This window comes from Streptomyces sp. NPDC055103 (genome assembly GCF_053607625.1).
Window position 1 is genome coordinate 45,526 of record NZ_JBSGTX010000053.1, and the last position, 19,493, is coordinate 65,018.

14 protein-coding genes are annotated in these 19,493 nt (G+C 73.1%); 5 read left to right on the forward strand and 9 right to left on the reverse strand.

All coding sequences use genetic code 11. The features are described from left to right. Positions 1-137 precede the first annotated feature (137 nt). Both ACWFR1_RS28560 and ACWFR1_RS28565 read right to left on the reverse strand, forming a co-directional pair. Positions 138-2,969, reverse strand: coding sequence for a putative bifunctional diguanylate cyclase/phosphodiesterase (locus ACWFR1_RS28560; RefSeq protein ID WP_453555981.1), 2,832 nt, complete (start codon positions 2,967-2,969; stop codon positions 138-140). 437 nt (positions 2,970-3,406) lie between these two features. Continuing rightward, positions 3,407-4,372, reverse strand: coding sequence for a 2-hydroxyacid dehydrogenase (locus ACWFR1_RS28565; RefSeq protein WP_453555984.1), 966 nt, complete (start codon positions 4,370-4,372; stop codon positions 3,407-3,409). Between the two features lie 75 nt (positions 4,373-4,447). Here ACWFR1_RS28565 and ACWFR1_RS28570 point away from each other — a divergent pair, with 75 nt between their 5' ends. The 3 genes from ACWFR1_RS28570 (at position 4,448) to ACWFR1_RS28580 (ending at position 7,003) form a co-directional block, all read left to right on the forward strand. Further along, the gene (locus ACWFR1_RS28570; RefSeq protein ID WP_453555987.1) at positions 4,448-5,470 is read left to right on the forward strand and encodes an aldo/keto reductase; all 1,023 of its coding nucleotides are present in this window, start codon (positions 4,448-4,450) and stop codon (positions 5,468-5,470) included. A 103-nt stretch (positions 5,471-5,573) separates the two neighbouring features. Continuing rightward, positions 5,574-6,707 carry a PQQ-dependent sugar dehydrogenase gene (locus ACWFR1_RS28575; protein ID WP_453555989.1) on the forward strand — a complete coding sequence of 378 codons (1,134 nt, stop codon included), beginning with the start codon at positions 5,574-5,576 and terminating at the stop codon, positions 6,705-6,707. Positions 6,708-6,721: 14 nt separating this feature from the next. Continuing rightward, positions 6,722-7,003, forward strand: coding sequence for a DUF6191 domain-containing protein (locus ACWFR1_RS28580; RefSeq protein WP_453556018.1), 282 nt, complete (start codon positions 6,722-6,724; stop codon positions 7,001-7,003). Here ACWFR1_RS28580 and ACWFR1_RS28585 read toward each other — a convergent pair. The 7 genes from ACWFR1_RS28585 to ACWFR1_RS28615 form a co-directional block, all read right to left on the reverse strand. Continuing rightward, complete coding sequence (locus ACWFR1_RS28585) at positions 6,887-9,943, reverse strand: helix-turn-helix transcriptional regulator (RefSeq protein ID WP_453555991.1); 3,057 nt, start codon at positions 9,941-9,943, stop codon at positions 6,887-6,889. The genes ACWFR1_RS28580 and ACWFR1_RS28585 overlap by 117 nt on opposite strands. A gap of 7 nt (positions 9,944-9,950) precedes the next feature. After that, positions 9,951-10,148, reverse strand: a complete 198-nt coding sequence (locus ACWFR1_RS28590; protein WP_453555994.1) for a hypothetical protein — start codon at positions 10,146-10,148, stop codon at positions 9,951-9,953. Positions 10,149-10,309: 161 nt separating this feature from the next. After that, positions 10,310-10,888 carry a hypothetical protein gene (locus ACWFR1_RS28595; RefSeq protein WP_453555997.1) on the reverse strand — a complete coding sequence of 193 codons (579 nt, stop codon included), beginning with the start codon at positions 10,886-10,888 and terminating at the stop codon, positions 10,310-10,312. Between the two features lie 120 nt (positions 10,889-11,008). After that, on the reverse strand, positions 11,009-13,273 hold the full coding sequence (locus ACWFR1_RS28600) for an MMPL family transporter (protein ID WP_453555999.1): 2,265 nt from the start codon (positions 13,271-13,273) through the stop codon (positions 11,009-11,011). Positions 13,274-13,450: 177 nt separating this feature from the next. Continuing rightward, positions 13,451-15,571 carry a phosphocholine-specific phospholipase C gene (locus ACWFR1_RS28605; RefSeq protein WP_453556000.1) on the reverse strand — a complete coding sequence of 707 codons (2,121 nt, stop codon included), beginning with the start codon at positions 15,569-15,571 and terminating at the stop codon, positions 13,451-13,453. Positions 15,572-15,790: 219 nt separating this feature from the next. Beyond that, entirely contained in the window at positions 15,791-16,726 is a 936-nt protein-coding gene (locus ACWFR1_RS28610) for a hypothetical protein (protein ID WP_453556003.1), read from the reverse strand. Between the two features lie 107 nt (positions 16,727-16,833). Continuing rightward, positions 16,834-17,829, reverse strand: a complete 996-nt coding sequence (locus ACWFR1_RS28615; protein ID WP_453556006.1) for an ArsR/SmtB family transcription factor — start codon at positions 17,827-17,829, stop codon at positions 16,834-16,836. A 130-nt stretch (positions 17,830-17,959) separates the two neighbouring features. Between ACWFR1_RS28615 and ACWFR1_RS28620 the strand changes: the two genes are divergently transcribed. Next, positions 17,960-18,922: a hypothetical protein gene (locus ACWFR1_RS28620; RefSeq protein ID WP_453556009.1), complete on the forward strand. Its 963-nt coding sequence runs from the start codon at positions 17,960-17,962 to the stop codon at positions 18,920-18,922. Between the two features lie 49 nt (positions 18,923-18,971). Continuing rightward, positions 18,972-19,430 carry a hypothetical protein gene (locus ACWFR1_RS28625; protein ID WP_453556012.1) on the forward strand — a complete coding sequence of 153 codons (459 nt, stop codon included), beginning with the start codon at positions 18,972-18,974 and terminating at the stop codon, positions 19,428-19,430. The last annotated feature ends 63 nt before the right edge of the window (positions 19,431-19,493 follow it).

Below are 19,493 nucleotides of genomic sequence, written 5' to 3' on the forward strand. Positions count from 1 at the left end.
CCGTGAGGCAAGCGAGGGGAGCGCGTCGGGTGCTTTCTCAGCGGGCCTGTGAGGGCCGCGCTTCAGCCGACGCGCTTTCCAAGTACGAGAATTCGGGTGCGCATGGCATTGACCCTCCCTCTCCCACCTCGCCACTGTCAAGTGGGTGGGACGGGCGTCTCAGAATGTGAGCAGAATGGGGGACGGTTTCCGGCCCGTACGGGGACCCCTCCGGGGAGCGGGTACTCGTCCCGTACGAGGGCCCTGCGCAGGCGGTACTCGTCGAGCGGGCCCGAGAAGGCCATGCCCTGGGCGTGACTGCAGCCCATGGCGCGCAGCGCGAGCACCTGCTCCGGTACGTCGACGCCCTCGGCGACGGTCTGCATCCCGAGCTCGCCGGCGATACGGAGCACCCCTCGGGTGATCTTCCGGAGCCGGGCGGACTCGACCACGCCCTCGACGAGCCCTCGGTCCAGCTTCAGTATGTCGACGGGAAGCCGCCGGAGGGCGTCGATCGCGACATGTCCGCTGCCGAATCCGTCGAGGGCGATCCGCACCCCGAGACGGCGCAGGGTCACGAGGCGCTGTTCGAGTTCGTCGAGAGAGGTCCGGGGGTCGCTGTCGGCGAGCTCGATGATCAGCGAGCCGGACGGCAGCCCGTGCCGGGTGAGCAGCGACTCGACCGAGCCGAGCGGGAGCGAGCGGTCGAGGAGGCGGTGGGCGGAGAGCCGGATGGACACGGGCGCGCGGTGGCCGATTCCCGCCCGCTCGGCGGCCTGCTCCACCGCCTCTTCGAGGAGCCAGCGGCCGAGCTCGGCGGTGCGCTCGCCGTCGTCGGTGACGCGGAGGTATTCGGCGGGGGTGAAGAGGATGCCCTGGGTCGAGCGCCAGCGCGCCTGGGCGCTGACGGCGGAGATCCGGCCCGTGGCGAGGTCGACGACCGGCTGGTGCAGCAGGGCGAACTCGCCGTCGTGGAGGGCGGTGCGCAGCCGGGCGGCCAGCTCGGTCCGCCGTACGACCTCGGCCTGCATCTGCGGGGCGTACAGCTCGACGCGGTCCTTGCCGGCGGCCTTGGCGCGGTACATCGCGAGGTCGGCGTTGCGCAGGAGGTCGCCGGCCTCCATGCCGGGCTCGGCGAAGGCGACACCGATGGAGGCGGCGACCCGCACCTCGTTGCCGCCGTCGACGCGGTACGGCCGGGAGAGGGTGAGCCGGAGCCGGTCGGCGATCTCCTGGACCTGGGTCTCGCGGGCGGCCTGCTCACGGCCCCCGTCGCCGAGGATGAGGGCGGCGAACTCGTCGCCGCCGAGCCGGGCGGCGGTGTCGCCGGCCCGGACGGACTCCTGGAGGCGGCGGGCGGCCTGGACGAGGAGGTCGTCGCCGGCCTGGTGGCCGAGGCGGTCGTTGACCCCCTTGAAGCCGTCGAGGTCGATGAAGAGCACAGCGGTGCCGGGGTCGGAGGACCTGCGGCCGCCGAGCGCCTGTCGGACCCGCCGGGTGAACAGCGCCCGGTTGGGCAGGTCGGTGAGCGGGTCGTGCTCGGCGTTGTGCTGCAACTGGGCCTGGAGGCGGACCCGTTCGGTCACGTCCCGGCTGTTGAAGATGAGGCCGCCCTGGTGGCGGTTGACGGTCGACTCGACGTTGAGCCAGTCGCCGCGGCCCGAACGGAAGCGGCACTCGATCCGGGTGGTGGGCTCCTCCGCGGGCGAGGCCGCGAGGAACCGGCGCACCTCGTGGACGACGGCGCCGAGGTCCTCGGGGTGGATGAGGGAGGCGAGCTCGGAGCCGATGAGGTCCTCGGCCTCGCGGCCGTACACACCGGCGGCGGCCGGGCTGACGTAGCGGAGTATCCCGGTCGGCGCGGCGATCATGATGACGTCGCTCGAGCCCTGCACGAGGGACCGGAAGTGGTTCTCCTTCTGGGCCAGTTCATGGGTCAGCGCGATGTTGTCGAGGAGCATGATGCCCTGCCGCACGACGAGGGCGAGCACGACCGCGCAGCCGGTGAGGACGACGACCCGGTCGACCCTGCGGCCCTCGACGACGTTGTACAGGATGCCGAGGGTGCAGACGGCGGCGGCGAGGTACGGCGTGAGGGCGGCGAGCGAGCCCGCGACCGGACGGCTGTGCAGCCACGGACCACGGTCGGCGGCGGTGCTGTCGGGCAGGCGTCGCACCCCCCAGGGCGCGTACGCCAGGAGGAGGGAGCCCGCGAACCAGCCGGCGTCGAGGAGCTGTCCGGACGCGTAGTTCTCGCGGAGCAGCGGCGAGGTGAACAGGGCGTCGCACAGGACGGTCAGGGCGAGCGCGGCGATCGCGGTGTTGGTCGCCGAGCGGTTCGCCTGGGAGCGCCGGAAGTGCAGGGCCAGGACCATGCTGACGAGGACGATGTCGAGCAGCGGGTAGGCGAGCGACAGAGCGGCCTGGGCGACGGACTCGCCGTCGAAGTGCGCGGTACGGGCGAGGGCGAGGCTCCAGGAGAGCGTGAGCAGGGAGCCGCCGATGAGCCAGGCGTCGAGACCGAGGCAGACCCAGCCGGCCCGGGTGACGGGCTTCTTGGCCAGGACGAGGAGTCCGACGACGGCGGGCGGGGCGAAGAGTAAGAAGAAGAGGTCGGCCACGGAGGAGTCGGGGACCTGCGTCCGCAGGACGACCTCGTACCACCCCCACACCGCGTTCCCCGCGGCGGCCATGAAGGAGGAGAAGGCGAAGAGCAGCCACGCGGGGCGGTCGCTGCCGCGGTGGGCGCGGGCGTAGAGGAAGCAGGAGACCGCGGCGGTGAACGCGGCGGCGCTGAGTCCGAAGTCACCCATGAAGAGCGCGAGTTCTGGCGACCCCCAGCCGAGGGACGCGCCGGTCGTGTACCCCGCGCAGATGAGCCCCAGGGCGATCTGGGCGAGGACAGAGCCGATTCCGGAGCGGTCGCGGTCGGGGCGCCCGGCGTCGCCGGCGACGGGGCGGCGCGCGATGACCGCTCCGGGCGCGCTCACCGGTCCCTCCGGCGTCGCGCCACCGCACCCGGCCGGCTCGTGCGGACGCGCGGGCGGCTCCTCGGCACCTCCGGGGGCGTGCCCGTCGCAGTCGTGCGGTCCGGCGGCGCGTGGCGCTCGGAACGGCGTGGCCTGGTCCGGCACCGAACGCGCGAGACCGGCAGAGAGGCGCGGGAGGCCGGCCGGCGGCGTCGCCGCCGCGTCGGATCGTCGGTCCTCCGGCCGTGCTTCACCCGTCGCCCCCCTCGAAATCTGATGACCCGTCACTTCGCTCCCCAGCGTCAGCCCGTCATCGACGCAGTCCCCCGCTCCGGGACGATACACCAGGACCGTCACTCAGGGACAGGGTTGCTGTACTCTCCGTGACTACCTGGGGCTTGTGAGCGGCGCGCGTCGGGGGCGCGCGGCGCCCGTCCCGGCCGGCCGGGCCCTGGGGCTCAGCCGGTGGTGAGGAGGACGTTCGCCAGCTCCTCCCCCGCCGCGAACCGCCGCAGCTGCCCGGCGATCAGCCGCTTCGCGCGCGGCATGAACGCCGAAGTGGAACCGCCCACATGGGGACTGATCAGGACACCGGGAGCGTGCCACAAAGGATGCCCGGCCGGCAGCGGTTCCGGGTCGGTGACGTCGAGCGCCGCCGTGATCCGTCCGCTCTCGACCTCCTTGAGCAGCGCGGCCGTGTCCACGACCGGCCCGCGGGCGACGTTCACGAGCAGCGCCCCGTCCTTCATCCTGGCCAGGAAGCCGGCGTCGGCGAGGTGGTGGGTCGCGGGCGTGAGCGGAGTGGACAGCACGACCACGTCGGCCTCCGGAAGCAGCGCGGGCAGCTCCGCGAGGGCGTGGACCGGGCCGCGCTCGGTGGTACGCGCGGAGCGTGCGACGCGCGCCACCCGCGCGCACTCGAACGGCGCGAGCCGGTCCTCGATGGCGGCGCCGATCGACCCGTACCCCACGATCAGCACGGACTTGTCGGCGAGCGCCGGGTAGAAGCCGGCCCGCCACTCCTCGGCGTCCTGGCCGCGGACGAACCCGGGAATGCCGCGCAGTGAGGCCAGGATCAGCGCGAGCGTGAGCTCGGCGGTGCTGGCCTCGTGCACGCCCTTCGCGTTGCAGAGGGCGACCCCGGGGCCCAGCGAGGGGATGCCGGGCGTGACGTGGTCGATGCCCGCGGAGAGGGTCTGCACGGCCCGGAGGGAGGTCATCTCCGCCAGCGGCCGTACGGCGATCTCCGATCCCTTCATGTACGGGACGACGTAGAAGGCGCAGCGCGCGGGATCGGCGGGGAAGTCCGGTCCGCCGTCCCAGAAGCGGTAGTTCAGGCCCGAATCGCCCGGCACGGGGAGTCCTTCGATCTCGCCCGCGGGAACCGGAAGCCACACGTCTGCGGTGCTGTCTTCGAATGTCATGACCGGGAGGCTATGCGAAGAATCCCGCGCGCCATTGGTTACTTTGGGGGACGGCACAGGGAGGGGTACCGGCAGGTGGAGCGCAGGACTATCGGGGCGACGGCGCTCGACGTGGGTGCGATCGGCCTGGGGTGCATGCCGATGAACTGGGCGTACAGCCGTTCGCAACAACGGGGGGACCGCTCGCTGCGGACCGTGCACACGGCACTTGACGCCGGGATGAGCCTGCTCGACACCGCCGACATGTACGGGCCGTTCACCAACGAGCTTTTGCTGGGGCGGGTGTTGAAGGAGCGGCGGGCGGAGGCCTTCGTCTCGACGAAGTGCGGGCTGCTCGTCGGCGACGGCGGCGGGCGGCGGCACGTGGTCGCCAACGGCAGGCCGGGGTACGTGCGTCGGGCCTGCGACGCCTCGCTGCGGCGGCTCCAGACGGATGTGATCGACCTCTACCAGCTGCATCGCGCGGACCCCGAGGTGCCGGTCGAGGAGACCTGGGGCGCGATGGCGGAGCTGGTGTCGGCGGGCAAGGTGAGGGCCCTCGGGCTGTGCGCGGTCGGCGCCAGGTCGGCCCGCAGGGGCGCGATCGGGACCGCCCGTGACGGCTATGAGGGAACGATCCGCCAGCTGGAGCGGATCCAGCAGGTCTTCCCGGTGGCGGCGGTCGAGGCAGAGCTGTCGGTGTGGTCGCAGGAGGCGCTGGTCCGGCTGCTGCCGTGGTGCGCGGCCCGCGGGGTGGGCTTCCTGGCGGCGATGCCGCTGGGGAACGGTTTCCTCACCGGGACGCTGACGCCGGGCGGCGGCTTCGAGCCGGACGATCCGCGGGCCCGGCACCCGCGGTTCACGGCCGAGATGATGGCGGCGAACCAGCCGCTGGTGGCGGGTCTGCGGCGGGTCGCCGCGCGGCACGGCGCCGAGGTCACCCCGGCGCAGGTGGCGCTGGCGTGGGTGCTCGGCCGCGGGTCGCACGTCGTGCCGGTGCCGGGGGCCAAGCGGGAGCGGTGGGTCGGGGAGAACGCGCGGGCGGCGGACCTGCGGCTGACGGCCGGGGACCTCGCGGAGATCGCGGCGCTGCCGGCGCCCCGGGGGTCGTGGGACTGAACGCCGATCGGAATCGGGCGTCGGCGGGGCGGGAACCCGATCGGGTCGGGCGGTGTATCAAAGGTGTGGGGAAGCCACTCGACTCGTCGAAGGGGACCGGACCATGAGCCGTCCTGCTGTGCTGAAGGCCCTGTGGGGCACCGCCGCGCTCCTGCTCGTGGCGGGGTGCTCGTCGGGCGGGGGCGACGGGGGCGGTGAGCCCTCCCGTACGGCTCCGGCGACAGCATCGGCCTCCGCCCCCGCCTCGGCCCCGGCCCCCATGCGCGACGGCCGGGTCACCGTGGCGGGCACCCTCACCGAGGAGCTGGCGTCGCCCTGGGGGCTCGCGGAGCTGCCCGGCGGCGACCTGCTCGTCTCCTCGCGGGACGAGGGGACGATCACCCGGATCGACGGGAGGACCGGCGCGAAGACCCCGCTCGGCGAGGTGCCCGGGGTCGTCCGGGCCGGCGAGGGCGGCCTCCTCGGGGTCGCGGTCCGCGACGGCTGGGTGTACGCGTACCTGACGGCCGCGCACGACAACCGGATCGTGCGCATGCGGTACGGAGGCGGGGACGGCGACCGGCTCGGGGCGCCGCAGCCGGTGCTCACCGGCATCCCGAAGGGATTCGTGCACAACGGCGGGCGGATCGCGTTCGGGCCCGACGGGATGCTGTACGCGGGCACGGGCGAGACGGGCCAGACGGGGCTCGCCCAGGACCGGGCCTCGCTCGGCGGGAAGATCCTGCGGATGACACCCGAGGGCCGCCCGGCGCCCGGCAACCCCTTCCCCGGCTCGTTGGTCTACTCGTACGGGCACCGGAACGTGCAGGGGATCGCCTGGGACGCGGAGGGGCGGCTGTGGGCGGCCGAGTTCGGGCAGGACACCTGGGACGAGCTGAACCTGATCGGACCGGGGCGCAACTACGGCTGGCCGGAGGTCGAGGGGCGGGCCGGGAAGGCCGGCTTCGTGGACCCCGTGGCCCAGTGGTCGCCCTCGGAGGCCTCCCCCAGCGGCATCGCGTACGCGCGGGGCGCGATCTGGATGGCCGGGCTCAGGGGAGAGCGGCTGTGGCGCGTACCGCTCTCCGGAGCGGAACGGTCCGGGGAGCCCGAGGCGTTCCTGAAGGGTACGTACGGACGGCTGCGCACGGTCCTCGCGGGCGGTGACGGCCGGCTGTGGCTCGTGACCAGCGAGACCGACGCCCGGGGCACGCCCGAGGACGGCGACGACAGGATCCTCCGGCTGGAGGTGACGTAGAGGAGGCGGTGACCGTGTTCGGCGGACTGGACGAGTTCTTCGCACCGGGGCGCAGGCACGCCGAGGAGGAGCGCCGCAGACAGGCCCTGACCAGGGAGGACCCGGGCGACGCCGACCCGGCGCGCGGCCCGATAGACCTGCGGTCGGGACGCGTGACGATACGGATCCCCCGCCCGGGGTCAGAGGGTCGTGTCGAGGAGGTGGAGGCGGTGGGCGAGGGCGGCGGCCTCGCCGCGGCCGGCGACGCCGAGCTTGGCGAGGATGTTGGAGACGTGGACGCTCGCCGTCTTCGGTGAGATGAAGAGCGCCTCGGCGATCTGCCGGTTGGTGCGGCCGGCGGCGACCAGGCGCAGGACGTCCTGTTCGCGCGGGGTCAGGCCGAAGCTGTCGTCGCCGGGCTCGGCGGCAGCCGGGGCGGGCTTCTCCGGGGCCAGGGAGAGGCGGGCCCGGGCGGCGAGGAGTTCCACGTCCTCGCGGAGCGGGCGGGCCCCGAGGCGGACGGCGGTGGCGTGGGCCTCGCGGAGCAGGGCCGTGGCCTCCTCCCGGTGGCCGCCTTCGACGAGGAGGGCGTCGGCGAGGCGGTGGCGGGCGCGGGCCAGTGGGGCGGGGCGGTCCAGCGGTTCGTAGGCGGCGACGGCCTCGGCCCAGCGGGTGGCGGACTCGCGGTCCTCGGCGCGGGCCAGTTCCTGGGAGACCTGGAGGGAGTGGGCGGCCCAGATCGGGGCGGGGGCGGCGAGGGCGCGGACGCAGCGGCGGATCAGGGCGATCGCCTCGGTGCGGCCCTCGGCGGCGGCGGGCAGTCCCCGGCTGTCGGCCTCGGCGGCGGCCGCGGTGAGGACGAGCGGCCAGCCGTAGCGGTGGGTGCCGGGCGGGAATCCGGCCTCCGCGGCGGCGGCGAGCTGGGCCCGGACGTCCTGGACGCGGCCCTCGGCGGCGGCCACGGCGATCGCGACCTGGGCCATGGGCAGGGTGTACTGCGGGATCGGGTCGCGGGTGCCGTAGACGGCGCGGGCGTCGGCGAGGTGGCGGGTGGCCGCGTCGAGCTCGCCCCGCGCCGCGGCGAGCTGGGCGAGGCGGAGGGAGGCCGAGCCCCGGGGCTTGCTGCCGGAGGCCGAGCTCTGGAGCCGCTCGGCGGCCTCGCGTGCCTCGTCCCAGTGGCCCAGGGAGAGAAGGGACTCGACGCGGTTGGCCTCGATCCAGCCGATGCTGCCGACGAGCCCGTAGGAGCGGGCGAGACGGATGCCGGCGTCGGCGGTCTCGACGGCCTCGCGGGAGCGGCCGAGGGCCTCCAGGGCGGAGGAGATGTTGATGTGGGCGCGCGCGGCCTCGCTGAACTGGCCGAGGGCCGTGGTCCGTTCGCGTACCTCGTGCATCTCGGCGAGACCGGCCTCGACGTCCCCGGCGGCGGTCATGATGGTGCCGAGGGTGAGGCGGGCGTTGAGTTCGATCGACTCGGCCTTGACGTGCCGGGCGTACTCGACGGCGCGTTCGGCGGCGGTGAGGGCCTCCGGGCCGGGGTTGCGGAGCATGCCCCAGCCGGCGGCGCCGACGAGGACCACGGCGTGGACGGCGGACGGCGGGAGGCCCTTGACCAGCTCCTGGGCGCGGGCGATCTCCTCCCAGCCGTCGCCGCGGCCGAGGTTGGACTGGAGGCGGGCCCTCTCGGTCCAGAACCAGGCGGCGCGCAGGGGATCGTGCGCGTCCTCGCCGTCGAGGAGGCGGAGAGCCATCCGGCCGATCTTCAGGGCGCGTTCGTGTTCGCCGCTGAGCCGGGCGGCGACGGCGGCCTCGGCGAGGAGGTCGAGGTAGCTGAGCGGGGTGGTCTCGGGGTCGCAGCCGCACGGAGGGTAGGCCTCGGCGTAGTCCATGGGCCGGAGCTCGCGGCGGATCTCGGCGGGAACCTCGTCCCAGAGCTCCATGGCGCGCTCCAGGAGGCGGAGCTGCTCGGCGTAGGCGTGGCGCTTGCGGGTGGCGACGGAGGCACGGAGGACGGCCGGCAGGGCCTTGGCCGGGTCGTGCGCGTGGTACCAGTACGTGGCGAGCCGGGGGGCCCGCTCGCCGGGCCGGACAAGCGCCGGGTCGCTCTCCAGGGCCTCGGCGTAGCGGCGGTTGAGGCGGGAGCGTTCGCCGGGGAGCAGGTCGTCGCTGACGGCCTCGCGGACGAGGGAGTGACGGAAGCGGTAGCCGTCGCCGTCGGGGACGGCGAGCAGGATGTTGGCGCCGACGCAGGCCCGCAACGCCTCGATGAGCTCGTCCTCGGTGAGCCGGGCGACGGCGGCGAGCAGACCGTACTCGACGGTGGAGCCGCCCTCGGCGACGATCCTGGCGACCCGCTGGGCGTCCTCGGGGAGCGTCTCGACCCGGACGAGCAGGAGGTCGCGCAGGGAGTCGCTGAGCTGGCCGGGGGCGCAGCCGGCCTCGTGGGAGACGACGAGCTCCTCGACGAAGAAGGCGTTGCCGTCGGAGCGTTCGAAGACCTCCTCGACGAGCCCGGGGGCGGGTTCGGCGGCGAGGATGCCGGTGAGCTGGCGGTGCACCTCGGTGCGGGTGAAGCGGGAGAGCTCGATGCGGCGGATGGTGCGGAGCCGGTCGAGTTCGGCGAGGAGGGGGCGCAGGGGGTGGCGGCGGTGGATGTCGTCGGCGCGGTAGCTGGCGACGACCACGATGCGGCCGCGGCGGAGGGTGCGGAGGAGGTAGGTGAGGAGGTGCCGGGTGGAGGTGTCGGCCCAGTGCAGGTCCTCCAGGACGAGCACGACCGTACGGTCGGCGGCGAGCCGCTCCAGGAGCCGTACGGTGAGTTCGAAGAGGCGGGCGGTGGAGTCCTCTTCGGAGGACTCGTGGCTGCCGGGGTCGCCCAGCTCGGGCAGCAGTCGGGCGAGCTCGCCCTCCTGGCCGTCGGCGGCGGCGGTCAGTTCGTCGGGCAGCTTGCGGCGCAGCGAGCGCAGGGCGGTGGCGAAGGGCGCGAAGGGCAGACCGTCGGCGCCGAGCTCCACACAGCCGCCGACGGCGACGACGGCGCCGCGGTCGCAGGCCGTGTCGAGGAACTCCTCGATGAGCCGGGTCTTGCCGACCCCCGCCTCACCGCCCACGAGCAGGGCCTGGGGCTCTCCCGCGGTCGCGCGGGAGAGCGCCTCGGTGAGGGCGGTGAGTTCGCCGGCGCGGCCGACGAAGACGGGGCTGACTGACCTGGTCTCCACGGCGCCGAGCATCGCACAACCATCCGCACGGTCGCTCATACGGGGGTCACGCGGCCCGGACGAAGTGACCGCGTCCGGCGCCGCTCACCGGCCCCTCCGTGTCATGGCCCCCTGTGCGGCGGCCGAAGCGACGCAGACCCCGGGCCGCACCGGTGGACTCGGCGGCCTCGTGGGTGAGTCGCCGGGCGGCGGCCTCACGGACGAGCTGGGCGTGGTTCATGCGGTGGAGTTCGTACTCGAACATCGGGTGCTCCCTGGTGGCTTCGGGTTTCGGTATCGCTCCTTGCGATGCCTCTACTCTCGGTTCCCAGGGGGTGCGGTCACATCGGGCGAGTGCCGCATGTTCGGCGTACGGGGGGCCTTAGGCGGACCTCAGGGGGTCCTTAGACGGGGTGGGTACGCCCCTCAGGAGCCGGTGGTGGGCAGGCTGAGGAACAGGTCGAAGTAGGTGCCGACCGACAGGAGCAGCCCGAGGCCGCCCAGGACGGCGCCGCCGAGGGCCACCGCGCGGACCCAGACGGGGCGCTCGGGGCGGGCGAGGACCAGGACGAGGACGGCGGTGACGAGCGCGAGCAGCGCGAAGACGCCGTTGACCAGGGCGGTGCTGTGCCAGGCGTCGCCGTAGATCTCGGAGATCTGCTGGGCCGGGGCGGCGGACTGGGAGTTGATCTGCCCGATGAGCGTCTCGCGCTCGGAGACGACCTTGCCGGTCCAGGTGCCGGTCAGGGCGACGGCGCCGAGGGCGGCGGAAACCACGGCAGCGCCGCCGGCGCCGACGCCGGTGCCCGCGGGGACCTCCGCCAGGAGCTCGTCGGCCGGCTCGTCGTCATCCAGCTCGTCCAGCTCGTCGGCGGCGTCCGCGTCGACGGGCTCGGCGGTGGCCTCGGCGGTGGCCTCCGCGGCCGACTCGACCTCCGGGGCGGCCTCGGTCTTCGGCTCCGCGGCCGTCTCTTCGGTCTTCTCGTCGGTCTTCGTGATGTCCATGCGGCGCACGCTAGGCGGCCCACATGAGAACTGCCTTAAGACGCCTTCGCCGCGGTCCTGACGGCGTTCTCGGCGGCGCTCTCGGCGGCGCTCTCAGCGGCGTCCTCGGCCGCGCGCCGCTCAGGCGCGCACATCGTCCTTCTCCCCTGCCGTCGCCACCGTCACGCGCTGCCCCGGTATCGACGCACGGGCGTCCGCCGCGGCCCGGCACTCGGGCGGCTCGATGCTGATCCGCGGCAGGATCCGGTCGAGCCGCTTCGGGAGCCACCAGTTCGCCCCGCCGAGCAGGTGCATGAGGGCGGGGACGAGCAGGGTGCGCAGGACGAAGGCGTCGAGGGCGACGGCCGCGGCGAGCCCGATGCCGAACATCGCGATGACCCGGTCGCCGGAGAGGACGAAGGCGAGGAATACCGCGATCATGATGACGGCGGCGGAGTTGATCACCCGGCTGGTCTCGGCGAGGCCGACCCGGACCGCCCGCCGGTTGTCGCCGGTCTCCAGCCACTCCTCGTACATCCGGCTGACCAGGAAGACCTGGTAGTCCATGGAGAGCCCGAAGAGGACGGAGACCATGATCACGGGGAGGAAGGGTTCGATCGGTCCGGCGCTGCCGAGGCCGAGGAGCTCGCTCCCCCAGCCCCACTGGAAGATCGCCACGACGACGCCGAAGGCGGCGGCGACGGCCGCGACGTTCATGGCGGCGGCCTTGAGCGGGATGCCGATCGAGCGGAAGGCGAGCAGGAGCAGCAGACAGCCGAGCGCGATGACGACGCCGACGAAGAGCGGCAGCTTGCCGACGATGATCTCGGCGAAGTCGTCGTAGGAGGCGGTGACGCCGCCGACATGGACGTCCAGGGAGGTGCCGGCCTCGGCCTTCGGAAGGACGTCCTGACGGATCCGGTCGACGAGGTCGCTGGTCGCCTTGGACTGGGGCGAGGAGTCGGGGACGACGGTGAGGACGGCGGTGTCGCCTGAGCTGTTGTACGTGACCGGGGAGACGGACGCGACCCCGCGGGTGGCGGAGAGCTCGGTCGGCAGCTGGTCGAGGGCGACCCGGTCGTCGGCGCCGTCGAGACCGGTGACCAGGGTGAGGGGACCGTTGACGCCCGGCCCGAAGCCCTCGGCGATCAGGTCGTACGCCTGGCGGGTGGTCGAGGTGGCCGGACCGTTGCCCTGGTCGGAGGTGCCGAGGTGGAGCGAGAGGGTGGGCAGCGCCAGGACGGTCATGACGACGGCGGCGACGGCCCCGAGGAGCTTCGGGTGACGCTCGACGAAGGCGGACCAGCGGGCGGCGAAGCCGGTGGGGAGTTCGAGCTGCGGTCCGTGCTCGGCGAGGGCCCGCCGTTCGCGCCGGGACAGGGCGCGCATGCCGATGAGGGAGAGCAGCGCGGGCAGCAGGGTGACGGAGGCGGCGACCGTGAGGACGACGGTGAGGGAGGCGGCGATGGCGACGCCGTTGAGGAAGCTGAGCCGCAGGATCAGCATGCCGAGGAGTGCGATGCAGACGGTGGCCCCGGCGAAGACGACGGCACGGCCGGTGGTGGCGACGGCGATCCGCGCGGCCTCGGGGACGGGGAGGCCGCGTTTGAGGCCCTTCCGGTGCCGCGTGACGATGAAGAGCGCGTAGTCGATGCCCACGCCGAGGCCGACGAGCATGCCGAGCATGGGCGCGAAGTCGGCGACGGTCATCAGGTGGCCGAGGAGGACGATCCCGGAGTACGCGATGCCGACGCTGACCAGCGCGGTCGCGATGGGGAGCACGGAGGCGGCGAGGGAGCCGAAGGCGAGGAAGAGGACGACGGCCGCGACGGCGACGCCGACGACCTCGGCGATGTGGCCGCCGGGGGCCTCGGTGAGGGCGACTGCGGTGCCGCCCAGCTCGACCTGGAGGCCGTCCGGGAGGCCTTCGCCCGGCGCCTCGGCCGCCTTCGCGGTGTCGACGAGGGCCTGGGCCCGGGCCTCGGGGATGTCGTCGGCCTGCGCGTCGAAGGTGACGGTGGCGTAGGCGGTGCGGCCGTCCTCGCTGATCTGTCCCACGGCGTCCGCGGTGGCCGCGGCGTTCCCGTAGGGCGAGGTCACGGCCGCGATCCCGGGGAGCTCGGCGACCTCGTCGAGCATCGCGGTCATGCGCTGCTCGACGGCGTCGGCGCGGACGCTGCCCTGCTCGGTGTGCCAGACGATGGTGTCACTGTCGCCGCCGAGGCCCTGGAAGCCGCGGTCGAGGAGGGCGGTGGCCCGGCCGGACTCGGTGCCGGGGACCTCGTAGTCGTTGGAGTACGCGTTGCCGGCGAGGACCGCACCGGTGCCGACTCCGCCGAGGGCGAGGAGCCAGAGGAGAACGACGACGAGACGGTGCCGGATGCACCATCGTGCGATGGCTGCCAAAGGACGTGCTCCCTGGTGGTTCGTGGATCTTGCACGGGAGCGGCCCGAGAAGAACGCATGACCTGGTTGCGCCCACTCTCGCAGCCAAAAATGATCGTTTGCCCCTTTCGTGGCGATGCTCACAGCCGGGTGCGCGGGTTCGGGACCGAGGTCCCGAACCCCGCACACGGAGGGGAGTCACCCGGAGACGCTGGGGCGCCCGTTCTCGATGTGGCCCATGAGGCGGCGGCGGAAGCCACCGGGCGCGATGACCTCGACGTCGTACCAGCCGTGCGCGTCTGCGGCCGAGTGCACGACCGTACGGGTCTTCCCGGGCTTCACCGTGACCGTGCGGGTCCAGTCGGCCAGGTCGCCGAGGTCTTCGGGGTCCACGTACCCGAGGGGCCGGACGGTGAAGGCAACCGGTGCCGTGCCCGTGTTCCGTACGGTGAGGTGCAGGTCACGGTCGTGGTGGTCGATCCGCGTGGCGAGCTCGGCGCCGCCGGCCGCGGGGCCCTCGAACTCGCGGCGGAAGCCGTTCGGGCCGGTGATCGTGAAGCGGTAATGATCACCCGTGACGGGGACGGTCCACTCCCCCGTCCCCCTGACGTCCCGGTGCTGCGGGACGGTGAACTCGCCCGCGTACGGATAGAGGGCGAAGTGCGCGCTCGCCCTGCCGGTGTTGCGCAGGGCCACGGTCACCGCCCCCGGCCCGACGGTCGCGGAGGCGTCCGGCTGGTACGGCAGGGGGCGGGCCGGGCGGACGCCGGGCTCCTGGACGGGCATCCGCTGGACGGCCGGGGGCTGGGGCCGCCAGCGGCCGGTGAACGGCGGGATCGGGCCGGGCTGCTCGACGGGCGGCCGCGGGCGGCCGCGCTTGAAGTCGAAGGCGGAGGTGAGGTCGCCGGTGACGGACCGGCGCCAGGGCGTGATGTTGGGCTCGTCGATGCCGGTCAGCTTCTCCAGGAAGCGGATCACGGAGGTGTGGTCGAAGGTCTCGGAGCAGACGTGGCCGCCGATCGACCAGGGGGAGACGACGAGCAGCGGGACGCGGATGCCGAGGCCGGTGGGCTGGCCCTTCCAGCGCTCGTCCGTGTTGTCGGCGGGCGGGACCGGCGGCGGCACGTGGTCGAAGAAGCCGTCGTTCTCGTCGTAGTTGATCAGTACGACGGTGTGGCGCCAGACGTCCGGGTGCGAGCCGAGGGCGTCGAGCACCTTGTAGACGAGGCTCGCGGAGGCGATCGGCGACGAGGAGCCGGGGTGCTCGGAGTCGATCGCGGAGGGCACCAGGTAGGAGACCTCGGGGAGCGTGCCGGCGGCGATGTCGGCACGGAAGGCGTCGGCGAGGGTGCCGCTCTCGACGCGGCGCAGGCCGCGCTCGAAGAGGGAGCGCTCGGCCTCGGTGAGACCGGCGACGCCCTCCTCCAGGAGGCCGAGGAGCCGCGCCCGCTCGGCTGTGTTGTCGGTGGCAGCGGCGTCGCGGACGGCGGCGTAGAAGGACTCCATGAAGGTGTGCCCGCCGGTGGGCGCGAGCGCCTTCCGGGCGATCTTCTTGAAGGTGGTGAAGAACTCGATGTTGTTGTCGGTGAAGTTCTCCCACTCGGAGTACGTCTTCCAGCTCCGCCCCGCGGCTTCGAGCCGCTCGGCGTAGGTGGGCCAGCCGTAGCCGGGGTGGGTGCCCTCGGCGTAGGCGGCGTTGGTGACGGCGCGGTTGCCGTCGGCCTCGAAGCCGGTCCAGCCGGACCAGAGGTGGTTGCGGTTGGGGCTCGTCGAGGTGTGGATCGACGAGTGGTACGCGTCGCAGATGGTGAAGGTGTCGGCGAGCTCGTAGTGCAGGGGGATGTCACGCCGGTCGTAGTACGCCATGGTGGCGGCGGTCTTGGCCGAGACCCAGCCGTCCATCCAGCCGCCGCGCCAGGCCTTGCCGCCGCCGCTCCAGGAGTGGTCGAGGTCGCCGATGTACTGGAGGTCCTTCTGCTGCGTCTCGGCGGCGCCGCGGACCGGGAACGGCAGCACGGTCCGGCCGAGCGCGGCGGGCTGCTCGAACACCGGCTTGCCGGACGGCAGTTCGATGGCGTTGCGGTCACCGAATCCGCGGACGCCCCTGAGGGTGCCGAAGTAGTGGTCGAAGGAACGGTTCTCCTGCATGAGGACCACCACGTGCCGCACCGCCCCCATCCCGCCGGCCGGGGGCTCCGCGGCCATCGCGGCCTGCAGGGACGGCGGCAGCAGCGAGCCGGCCGCGGCGACACCGAGGGCACCGCCGCCCAGCGCGAGGAGCCTTCTGCGGGACAGCTCGGGGGACTTCTCGGATGACAAGACCGACCTCCAGTCGACGGCCAATGGTTCGCCTTCGAGCCATTGGGTGGTACGCCGGGGACGGTAGTGAGGCAGGATGACGCCGAGAAGACCCGACGGGGGCGCGGTGGTGAACGTCCAAGAGGACGTACCGGCAATCCAAGCGATTTCCGGCCATGAACGTCCGCCGCCACGCCTCTCGTACGACCACGGGGTCAGGTCCCTCGTACGACCGCGGGGTCAGGTCCCGCTGGGGATCACGCAGTGCCCGGGGCCGCTCGCGAGGGTCCGCTGCTCGTCGTACAGGTCGGCCAGGGCGACGCGGGTCCCGCCGGCCGCCTGGCTCGCCTTCCACCGGCCCTCGGCGAAGAGGGGGTGGAGGTAGCCGTCCTTCGGCGCCGAGCAGTCGTGGTTGGCGACCTCGCTCGCGTAGCCGCTCACGACGAGCTTCCCGTCCTTCGGCGTGACCGTGAACTGCCGCCGTACGGCGACCCGTGCCACCTCGGGGACGCCGGGGAGCACGTCATGGTCCTCCCCGGCCCGCACCAGCGGGTAGACGAAGGTGTAGTCGACGTGCACGGCCAACTCCCCCGCCGCCGAGACCTGGTAGGTCATCGCGCCCTGTACCCGGACGCCGCTCTCGGCCGGATACACCTCCTCGGGGTCGAAGCGGGTGACCAGGTCCTTCCGTACGGCGTCGTCGGCTCCGCCCGGACCGAGCAGGGCGAGCCCCGCCGTGGGCTCGCCGCCGGCCAGGGTGTCCTCCGCGAGGTTGGTCTCGACGAGCAGGGTCTTCACGTCGTCGAGGACGGCGGTGATCTTCTTCGCGGTGAGCCCGCCGGACGCCATGGGCACGGGGACGTAGACCCCGTCGGCGCCCTCCGCCCAGCCGGACGCGGGCGAGTTCCGGAACGGCATGTCCTCCGTGTACGGCCATTCCAGGGGCCAGATGTCCTCGCGGAGCGTCTGCGGGCTGTACGGCTCGTACGGCGGCCGCTCCCCCGTCGAATCGCTCAGCCAGAACCCGAACCCGCCGAGCAGCAACGCCCCCGCACCGACGGCGAGGACGATCTTGGCCCGCCGCGCCACCCGGTCGCGTCGCAGCGCCTCCTCGAGCTCCGGATCGCTCGCCCGCTCGCGCAGCCGGGTGACGTAATCCGTGGGTTCTACCGACATGTCCCGCTCCCTCCCCTGCTCCGTCAGGGTCGACGGAGCAGGGGAGCTTCTCACACGGCGGTACGGGCCGTCATCGTGGATTCCCCTCGCCGAACCGACAGGGCGACTCAGGCACAGAGGCAGACGTTGCGGCCCTCCAGCAGGGCGCGGCCCAGCATGGTGACCATGTGCAAGGTCTCGTTGCGGTGGCGGTGGCTGGAGACCAGCGCCGCCTCCCGCAGGGCCGCGACGTGACGGCTGGCGTTGGGCGGGGTGGTGCCCGCGCGGCGGGCGAGCTGGCCCGTCGTCGCGACGCCGTCCGCCAGCGCGGACAGCAGGACGGCCCGCGTCGCACCGATCAGCGCCGCGAGCGCGCGTCCGTCCGCGGGCCCCACCTCCGGCATGGCCCAGTGGGGCTCGTGTTCGATCGGGTGGACGAGGACCGGGGGCAGGGTCGGGTCGGCGAACGTCGTCGGGGCGTAGCGACAGAAGAACGACGGCTGGAGCAGCAGACCACGGCCGTCCAGATGGAGATCCTGGTCGATGGGGAAGGCCACCCGGAGCACTGGATACTCCCAGCGCGCCGACGGATGGAGCCTGCTGAGGACCGCGTCCCAGCCTCCCTCCGCGAGCACCGCCGAGCGGCGCGCCCGGTCGCGGCTCACCTGCACCCAGATCCGCTCCCAGAACGGAGCGAGCACGGCGTCGACGTACGCGTGCGCCGCGTCGGCCAGCCGGCCCAGCCCCGGGGGGTCCCCCGCCACCAGCTCCCGGTGCCAGGCCGGCAGCCGCCGCGAGGGGTTCATGACGCCGAACTCCCGCAGATCCCGCGTCACTTGACTCAGGGGCGTGGAACGCAGCGCCTCCAGATGGGCGGCGAGACCCCCGCCGACCGTCGGAGTCAGGAAGTCCACCGAGTATCCGACGGGCGGTGCGAGCGCCGTCAACAGCCGTGTCTCCGTGGGCACTCGGGGTAGCGACTGGCGCAGCCATGGGCCCAGGAGCACGCCCGAGTCCCGTCTTCGGAGCCGGTGCAGGCTCATGAGCATCTCCCACATCGGGTCGGGACCCGCCGCGATCCTGATGCGCCCGAGGTCTTCTCCCGTGAAGTGAATGCGCAGCATCTCAATCCCTCCGACCAGGGCAATTACGTTCCAGCGCACGGACGTTCACGGAACTCCCCCGGTGATCGCAGACTCTGACCCGTCCGGTTTTCGGATCAGCTCACTCAGCAACAGAACGGGGGAACGCTAAATGCCCGAGACGCCGGCGAAGAAGCGTTGGGACGGGCGGCGTGTCGCGGCGGCCCGGGGGCTCGTTCGCGCACTCGCCACCGGGATGGCCCTCGCCGCCTGCGCCGGATGTTCGGGCGCGGGTTCGGCCACGGGCCGGACACCCACGCCCACCACGGCGGCGAAGCCGGCGGCGGACCCCGCCGAGCTGACCGCACTGCACCGGCTGCCCCCCGTCACCGGCCTGCTCTTCACCCCGCAGCCGCGTGCCGTCGAGGCGCAGCAGAAGGTCGCCATCGTCTGTATGGCCGAACAGGGCTACCGGTACGCACCCGTCCCCCCGCCCAAGAGCCCGGGGGCCGACGAGCGCCCGCAGCCCTTCGGCCTCGAATCCACGACTCCGGCGCCCGCGGCCACCCCTTCGGGGCCCACCGAGAAGCCGCCCAGGCCCGGCAGTCCCGAGAGCACCGACGCGTACGCGCGGGCGCTCTTCGGTGACGAGGCCAAGCGGGTCACCGCTTTGGGCGCGCGACTGAGCGTGTCGCGCCCGGGCAACGGCTGCCTCGCCGAGGCGGAGACGCGTCTGCTCGGCGACGGCCGGATGCGCTGGCTGCAGGTGCGGATCCTGCTCTTCGAGGCGCAGGAGCAGGCGCGCAAGGACGTGGAGAAGGACCCCGCGTTCCGCACGGCGACCGCGCGCTGGCGGGAGTGCATGGACCGGGCGAAGGTCAAGGCCGAGGATCCCGTACGGGTGCAGCGTTCGCTGCGCACGGAGGCGGACCAGCGGTCGAGTCCCGTCGCCGCGGCGGACCTGCGCTGCAAGGCGGAGACCGGGTATCTGACCACGGCGTACGAGCGGCTCGCCGCCGTACAGCAGCGCCGGCTGGACGAGCACCCGGACATCGGCCGGGACTGGAAGAAGCTGTCGGCCCGCCAGGAGAAGGCAGCCGACGAGGTCCTCGCCACCACAGCCTTCCGCTCCTGAGCTCAGGAGCGGATGTTCCCCGACATCACACGAAGAAGGAGAGATTGACATGTCCACGATCCAGCTGAAGGCCGGGCTCCGCAAGAAGTTCGCGGCCGTCGCCGGCGCCACCGCGCTCCTCGTGGGCGGCGGCATCGCGACCGCGTCGACCGCGTCGGCCGGCCCCAACTGCCCCGCGGGCTACCACTGCCTCTTCGAGGGCAGCATCGGGACCGCCTCGCACAACTACTTCAACAGCGACACCGACTTCAGGGACGACGCGTTCTACCCCAGCGGCCACATCGTGAACGACAACTCGTGGTCGGCCAGCAACTCCAGCACCGGCGGCTACGAGAGCCACTACTACTACCACCCCGGCTACCAGGTCCTCGACTTCTGCGTGAACCCCGGCAGCTACGTGACCCACGACCGGCTGTCGGACGACTTCGTGGACGGCAACGGCGTCGGCCAGCGCGACGAGGCCAGCTCTCTGCAGGTGCGCGGGACCACGTCGATCTCCTGCTTCTGATCCGCACGCCCGCACGCACCGCACACCCGCACGAAAGGCGGCCCCGCACCGGAACTCCGGTGC